The sequence below is a fragment of the Streptomyces africanus genome (genome assembly GCF_002150735.1).
GTDB lineage: Bacteria > Actinomycetota > Actinomycetes > Streptomycetales > Streptomycetaceae > Streptomyces > Streptomyces africanus.
Window position 1 is genome coordinate 20,128 of the sequence record NZ_MUKA01000329.1, and the last position, 7,244, is coordinate 27,371.

Here is a 7,244-nt window from a genome sequence, read left to right on the forward strand (position 1 = left end):
AGGGACGTACACGGGCTGGAGTGACATGGCGTGGGGTGGGGACCCGGCGCCGAAGGGCACCGACCGGCCCGGCTTTCACACCGTTTTTCACACGCGCGCGCCGTACGGGGGAGGATAGACGCATGCAGCCACGGAACATGTCCATGAGCGGAGTCGTCGACCTCGCCGCGGTGAAGGCGGCCCAGGAGGCCAAGGCGAAGGCGGAGCAGGCGCGTGCGCAAGCCGCCCGGGAAGGCGGCGCGGGGGCGATCTCCCCGGCCGATCTCGTCATCGACGTCGACGAGGCGGGGTTCGAGAGGGACGTCCTCCAGCGGTCCGCCGAGGTGCCCGTCGTCATCGACTTCTGGGCCGAGTGGTGTCAGCCCTGCAAGCAGCTGAGCCCGGTCCTGGAGCGGCTGGCCGTCGAGTACAACGGCCGCTTCCTGCTCGCCAAGATCGACGTCGACGCCAACCAGATGCTGATGCAGCAGTTCGGCATCCAGGGGATCCCGGCCGTGTTCGCGGTCGTCGCGGGGCAGGCGCTGCCGCTCTTCCAGGGGGCCGCGGACGAGACGCAGATCCGGCAGACGCTGGACCAGCTGGTGCAGGTCGCCGAGCAGCGCTTCGGCCTGACCGGCCTCACCGTCGACCCCGAGGCCGACCCGGGCGGCGCCCAGTCGGCTCCCGAGCGGCCGGCCGGTCCGTACGACGGGCTCCTCGAGGCCGCCGTGCAGGCGCTGGACTCGGGTGATCTGAGCGGTGCCGTCCAGGCCTACAAGAACGTACTGAGCGAGGACCCGGGCAACGAGGAGGCCAAACTGGGCCTCGCGCAGGCCGAGTTGCTCCAGCGGGTGCAGGGCGTCGATCCGCAGCAGGTGCGCAGGGACGCGGCCGAGAAGCCGGCCGACGTGCAGGCGCAGATCGCCGCGGCCGACCTGGATCTGGTGGGCGGCCATGTGGAGGACGCCTTCGGCCGGCTCATCGAGACCGTGGGGCGTACGGTGGGTGACGACCGGGACACCGTACGGATGCGGCTGCTGGAGCTGTTCGAGGTGGTCGGACCCGATGATCCGCGCGTGATCGCGGCCCGCAGGGCCCTGGCCCGGGCCCTGTTCTGACCAGTCGTTAAACACACGGGCCTGTGGCGCCCATGTGAAGGATTTGCCGACAGGGCGTCATCGCGGCCGCGCTTTACCAAAACTTGGTAATCGCGGCCGCTGTTACTACGAGTAAGACCCGGGCGTTGATCTGTCGGTTTCTGTCCAGCGATCAACAGCTTTGTACTGCCGTTCGGCGCCACCCTGTGTCGCCGTCCGAGACCGGGGGGTCGTTGTTCGGTTATCCCGCCGTTACTAGCCAGTAACGAACCCCCTTGTGCGGGCGGCGAGAATGCACCACGATCGGCCACGCTCGGTCCATTCCCGTACCCCGGCAGCCGGTTGGGTCGCGGGACGTCCTGGGTCCCCACCGAGCAGAGCCGGCGGCAGTGGCGCCGGCTCTTGGACAGGGGGGTCTTCGCCTGTCCGGCGAAGCCTGTCCAGCAGGGTTGTGCGTGATGCGTGTCAGGCGCGACCAGTGGTTGTCGCTCGGGGGTGATCGCCGGTGATTCGGGCGCTAGTTGCGCCGCCGAGTGCAGGCGCTCTCCTTCCCGAGGACGTAGCACTTCTCCCATCCCTGCACGGCTGAGCCGCGATTCGGGGCGAGCCAGGTCAGGAGATGTACGTCCGAGAAGGAGGAAATATGGAGTCCCAGGTGCGTGGCGGGACCAGATGGAAGCGGTTCGCTGTGGTCATGGTGCCCAGCGTCGCCGCCACGGCTGCGATAGGTGTCGCCCTCGCGCAGGGCGCTCTCGCCGCGTCGTTCAGTGTCTCCGGGCAGTCGTTCAAGGTCACGACCGACCAGCTCGTCGGTGAGGGCTTCTCGCAGTACGGCGCCCTCGACGAGGGATACACGCTCGACGGCAAGAAGGCCGTGCACCCGGTCGCGGTCTCGTCGTTCAAGTCGGCGACGATCAAGAACCTGTGCCAGTCGGTCGTCACCCCGAACATTCCGGTGCTCGGGAACGTCAGCCTGATCCTGCGTGCGGGCCAGGGTTCGGAGCCGGTCAAGGCGCAGAACCTCTACATCGATGTCGCCGACCTCAGCGCCGACGCGACGTTCGAGAACATCGACATCGGTGTGGCCGCCAAGGACGCCAACAAGGGTCCGGCCATGAGGAAGGGCGAGACGTCGAACCCGTACGGCTTCGCCCAGCAGGCGGACCGGGCGACCCTGTCCGACGTGAAGCAGACGGCGTGGGCGACCACCGCCGGAACCTTCAAGCTCAGCGGCCTGAAGATGTCGCTGTCGACGGGTGTCAAGGAGTGCTACTAAGCACTCGCTGAGCGGGCGGGGGAGCCGGTGGCGCCCCCGCCCGTCCACCTTCCGGCCGGGCCTTCACGGACGGCCCACATCACCACCACAGCAACGCCGTACCAGGGAGCTGTTTTTCCATGAGCGCCGAGACTCCTGCCGCTGACGGCCAGTTCACTCTCCGGAGGCAGCAGTTCCGCGCCTGGCGGGGTACGCGGCCGTTCTGGGCCGGACTGTTCGTCCTGCTCAGCGGACTGCCCATCGCCTACTTCCCGTACGCGAACCTCCAGATCGGTCACCTGACGCTGGCGATGGCGACCACCGCGGGTGCCGGTTCCCTGATCATCGGTGTGCTGCTCGTCGTGCTGGGCGTCAGCCTCTGGTTCCAGAAGCACGTCCGTGTCTTCGCGGGTGTCGCGGCGATCCTGCTGGCGCTGGTGTCCATCCCCGTGTCCAACCTCGGCGGCTTCCTCATCGGCTTCTTCCTCGCCCTCGTGGGCGGGGCGATGGCCGTGGCCTGGGCGCCGGCCCCGCCGCCCGCGGGGCAGCTCGCCGCCCACGCGACCACGGGCACGGGCGAGGCTCCCGGCGCCATGGACCACGACACCACGGTGCTGCGGCCCGTGGACGGGGCGGACCAGCCGAACGATCTGTCAGGAACGAACCCGGCCAACGGGGCGAACGGGAGGCACAGTGCCGGCTGACGAGGTGACCCACGGGGCTGATGTGGAGGCGTCCCGTGTGAGAACCGGGCCGCGCCACGCGGCACCCAAGAAGCCGCTGTTCACCAGGTTCAACAGGCCCGCGGGCAAGGCGATAGCCATGGCCGCGATGCCGACGGCGGTTCTCATGGGCATGGGCTTCACATCCACGCTCGCCATCGCCGACAGCAACAACCCGGCGACGCCGACGTCGAAGAGCCTGACGGCCGACGAGTACAAGGAGTGCGTGGCGGCCCTGGAGGACGCCAAGGACCCCAAGGGCGACGACTCCGCCTCGCCCACGCCGTCCCCCTCGGCGAGCGACGGCTCGAAGGACGACAGCGCCGACCAGGGCGGGACGGCTCCCACACCGTCCCCCTCGTCCGGCGGGGGCGGCACAGGCGCGGACAAGGACGACTCCTCTTCGTCGGATTCAGGTTCCGACGACAAGGGCGAGCCCGAGCCGGCCCCGTCCCCGAGCGCGCCCGGCGACGGCGACTCGGCCGCCACGCCGTCCCCCTCGCCGTCCGAGAGCGGCGGCAATCTGCTGGAGGACATCGGCGACGCCATCGGGGGCATCTTCAACGGCGGGGACAAGGCCGGCGCGAGCCCGAGCCCCACGCCGTCCGCCTCCGCGTCCGAGAGCACCGGGACGACGGGCGACGACGCCGCCGGCACGGCGAAGGACACGACCGAGAAGGCCGCCGGCACGGTCGAGGACACCGTCAAGGACACCACCGACAAGGCGTCCGGGACGGCCGAGGACACCGGCAAGGCCGTCGAGAACGCGGCGGAGCAGGCCCGGAAGGCGGCGGAGCAGGCCGGGAAGGCGGCCGAGGAGGCCGGGCAGGCCACCGCCTCGCCCAGCCCGTCCCCGAGCTCCTCCACGGACGCCGAGGACTGCCCGGCCGCCACCGACGCCGAGGGCGGTGTCGACAACAAGGTGCCGCTGCCCGACGACCCGTGGTTCCTCAACGCCAGTTCGCTGACGCTGAAGGGCGCCGACTACAAGGGCGTCGTCGAGGTGCGCACCGCCAACGGCACCGTCAAGAAGGTCCTGAAGTACGTCATCTCCGGCGGCACCGACATCGGCGACCTCCACCAGACGGTCAAGGACAAGCAGTCCGGCAAGACCTACCACGTGCAGGCGGCCAAGGGCTCGACGTCCACGATCCGCGACGGTGACACGGTGATGTACACCGAGAGCATCTCCGGCAACCTGCTCGGCCTGATCCCGATCACGTTCGACCCGGAGCACCCGCCGCCGCTGAACATCCCGCTGATCTACTTCACCAACGTCAAGGTCCAGCAGGCCGGCCAGTTCGGCGGGACCCTGCACGTGCCCGGGCTGCACAACTTCGTCACCGACTGAACGCCTCTCAAGGCCCGTTCGGGAGCCGCATACGCCGAGGGCGCCCCCTGATCCCCAGGGGGCGCCCTCCGCGCCGTACACGGGCCCTCAGGCCCTTTCCCGGTCAGCTCTCGGCGCCGCCCAGGTGGTGGACGCGCACCATGTTGGTGGTGCCGGGGACACCGGGGGGCGAGCCGGCCGTGATGACCACGATGTCGCCCTCGTTGAAGCGGTTCAGCTTCACCATCTCCTGGTCCACCAGGTCGACCATCTCGTCGGTGCTGTTCACGAACGGCACGACGTGCGGCTCCACGCCCCAGCTGAGCGCGAGCTGGTTGCGGGTGGACTCGTCCGTGGTGAACGCGATGATCGGCTGGACCGCGCGGTAGCGGCACAGCCGGCGGGCGGTGTCGCCGGACTGGGTGAAGGCCACCAGGCCCCGGCCGCCGAGGAAGTCGGCGATCTCGCAGGCCGCGCGGGCCACCGAACCGCCCTGCGTGCGCGGCTTCTTGCCCGGGACGAGCGGCTGGAGGCCCTTGGACATCAGCTCCTGCTCGGCCGCGGTGACGATCTTCGACATCGTCTTGACGGTCTCGATCGGGTACGCGCCCACGCTCGACTCGGCGGACAGCATGACCGCGTCGGCGCCGTCCAGGATCGCGTTGGCCACGTCGGAGGCCTCGGCGCGGGTCGGACGGGAGTTGGTGATCATCGACTCCATCATCTGGGTCGCCACGATCACCGGCTTGGCGTTGCGCCGGCACAGCTCGATCAGGCGCTTCTGCACCATGGGGACCTTCTCGAGCGGGTACTCGACGGCGAGGTCACCACGGGCGACCATCACGCCGTCGAACGCCATCACGACGTCCTCCATGTTCTGCACCGCCTGCGGCTTCTCCACCTTGGCGATGACCGGGACGCGGCGGCCCTCCTCGTCCATGATGCGGTGCACGTCCGCGACGTCCTTGGCGTCCCGGACGAACGACAGCGCGACCAGGTCGCAGCCCATGCGGAGGGCGAAGCGGAGGTCCTCGATGTCCTTCTCGCTCAGCGCGGGCACGTTGACGGCCGCGCCGGGCAGGTTGATGCCCTTGTGGTCGGAGATGACGCCGCCCTCGATGACGATCGTCTTCACCCGGGGGCCCTCGACCTCGGTGACCTTCAACTCGACGTTGCCGTCGTTGATGAGGACCTGGTCGCCCTTGGTCACGTCGCCGGGCAGGCCCTTGTAGGTCGTCCCGCAGATCGTCTTGTCGCCGGGGACGTCCTCGGTGGTGATGGTGAACTCGTCACCGCGGACCAGTTCCACGGGACCCTCGGCGAAGGTCTCCAGACGGATCTTGGGGCCCTGGAGGTCGGCGAGGACCCCGATGGCCCGGCCGGTCTCCTTGGCGGCGGCACGGACCCGGTCGTACCGGCCCTGGTGCTCGGCGTGGCTGCCGTGGCTGAAGTTGAAGCGGGCCACGTTCATGCCGGCTTCGATCAACGCGACAAGCTGCTCGTGGGAGTCGACCGCGGGGCCGAGAGTACAGACGATTTTCGAACGGCGCATGGGGGCGATCCTATCGGTTTGTTTCGCAACGGAATATTCCGTCTGGCGGAAAATACAAAAGGGCGGCATGCCGCTCAGGTGTGATTCCCCGAACCAATTACCAGCGCGTAGGTCTGTGTCGCGATCTCCAATTCCTCGTCAGTAGGTACCACCGCCACCGCGACCCGGGCACCCTCGGGCGAGATCAGCCGCGCCTCGTCGCCGCGCACGGCGTTGCGCTCGCCGTCCACCGCCAGGCCCAGCTCCTCCAGACCCGCCAGGGCGGCCTCCCGCACGGGCGCCGCGTTCTCGCCGACGCCGGCGGTGAAGGCCACCGCGTCCACCCGTCCGAGTACGGCGTAATAGGCGCCGATGTACTTCTTCAGGCGGTGAATGTAGATGTCGAACGCCAGCTCCGCCTGCTCGTCGCCCTCGTCGACGCGGCGGCGGATCTCCCTCATGTCGTTGTCACCGCACAGTCCGATCAGACCGCTCTTCTTGTTGAGAAGAGTGTCGATCTCGTCGGCGGACATTCCACCAACACGCATCAAATGGAAGATGACGGCCGGGTCCATGTCTCCCGAGCGCGTACCCATCACGAGCCCCTCCAAAGGCGTCAGCCCCATGGAGGTGTCCACGCAGCGCCCGCCCCGCACGGCCGAGGCCGACGCCCCGTTGCCCAGGTGCAGCACGATCACGTTCGTCTCGGCCGGGTCCTTGCCCAGCAGCTCGGCGGTGGCCCGGGAGACGTAGGCGTGGGAGGTGCCGTGGAAGCCGTAGCGCCGGATGCGGTGCTCGTCGGCCGTCTTTACGTCGATCGCGTAGCGGGCGGCCGACTCCGGCATCGTCGTGTGGAACGCGGTGTCGAAGACCGCGACCTGCGGCAGGTCGGGCCGCAGGGCCCGGGCCGTGCGGATCCCGGTGAGGTTGGCCGGGTTGTGCAGCGGGGCGACCGGGATGAGCCGCTCGATCTCGGCGAGCACGGCGTCGTCGATCACGGTCGGTTCGGTGAAGGACTTGCCGCCGTGCACCACCCGGTGCCCGATCGCGGCCAGTTCGGGCGAGTCCAGCCCGAGACCGTCCTTGGCGAGCTCCTCGGCGACGGCCTTCAGGGCGGCGTCGTGGTCGGCGATCGCCCCGCCGCGCTCCCGGCTCCCGCCGCCGGCCGGGGTGTGCTTCAGCCGGGAGGTCTGCTCGCCGATGCGCTCGACCAGACCCACCGCCAGCCGGCTGTCGTCGCGCATGTCGAGCAGCTGGTACTTCAGCGACGAGGAGCCGGAGTTGAGGACGAGGACGCGGGTGGGGCTCACGGGGCGGTCGCCTTCTCGCT

At 69.4% G+C, this 7,244-nt stretch carries 6 protein-coding genes; 4 read left to right on the forward strand and 2 right to left on the reverse strand.

The window, feature by feature from the left end; all coding sequences use genetic code 11:
* Window positions 1–122: 122 nt before the first annotated feature.
* The 4 genes from CCL05_RS34060 to CCL05_RS34075 all read left to right on the forward strand — a co-directional run bounded on the left by CCL05_RS34060 (window position 123) and on the right by CCL05_RS34075 (window position 4,404).
* The gene (locus CCL05_RS34060) at window positions 123–1,097 is read left to right on the forward strand and encodes a tetratricopeptide repeat protein (protein ID WP_086564514.1); all 975 of its coding nucleotides are present in this window, start codon (window positions 123–125) and stop codon (window positions 1,095–1,097) included.
* A 622-nt stretch (window positions 1,098–1,719) separates the two neighbouring features.
* Window positions 1,720–2,352, forward strand: coding sequence for a DUF6230 family protein (locus CCL05_RS34065; protein ID WP_086564515.1), 633 nt, complete (start codon window positions 1,720–1,722; stop codon window positions 2,350–2,352).
* 119 nt (window positions 2,353–2,471) lie between these two features.
* Complete coding sequence (locus tag CCL05_RS34070; RefSeq protein WP_086564516.1) at window positions 2,472–3,035, forward strand: DUF6114 domain-containing protein; 564 nt, start codon at window positions 2,472–2,474, stop codon at window positions 3,033–3,035.
* Window positions 3,025–4,404 carry a hypothetical protein gene (locus CCL05_RS34075; protein WP_086564517.1) on the forward strand — a complete coding sequence of 460 codons (1,380 nt, stop codon included), beginning with the start codon at window positions 3,025–3,027 and terminating at the stop codon, window positions 4,402–4,404. The genes CCL05_RS34070 and CCL05_RS34075 overlap by 11 nt, the downstream gene beginning before the upstream one ends.
* Before the next feature lie 103 nt (window positions 4,405–4,507).
* Here the strand turns inward: CCL05_RS34075 and pyk are convergent, their stop codons facing one another.
* Window positions 4,508–5,935 (reverse strand): pyruvate kinase, encoded by a 1,428-nt coding sequence (gene pyk, locus CCL05_RS34080; protein ID WP_086564518.1) that lies wholly within the window; start codon window positions 5,933–5,935, stop codon window positions 4,508–4,510.
* Window positions 5,936–6,009: 74 nt separating this feature from the next.
* On the reverse strand, window positions 6,010–7,224 hold the full coding sequence (locus CCL05_RS34085) for an acetate kinase (protein WP_086564519.1): 1,215 nt from the start codon (window positions 7,222–7,224) through the stop codon (window positions 6,010–6,012).
* Window positions 7,225–7,244 lie beyond the last annotated feature (20 nt).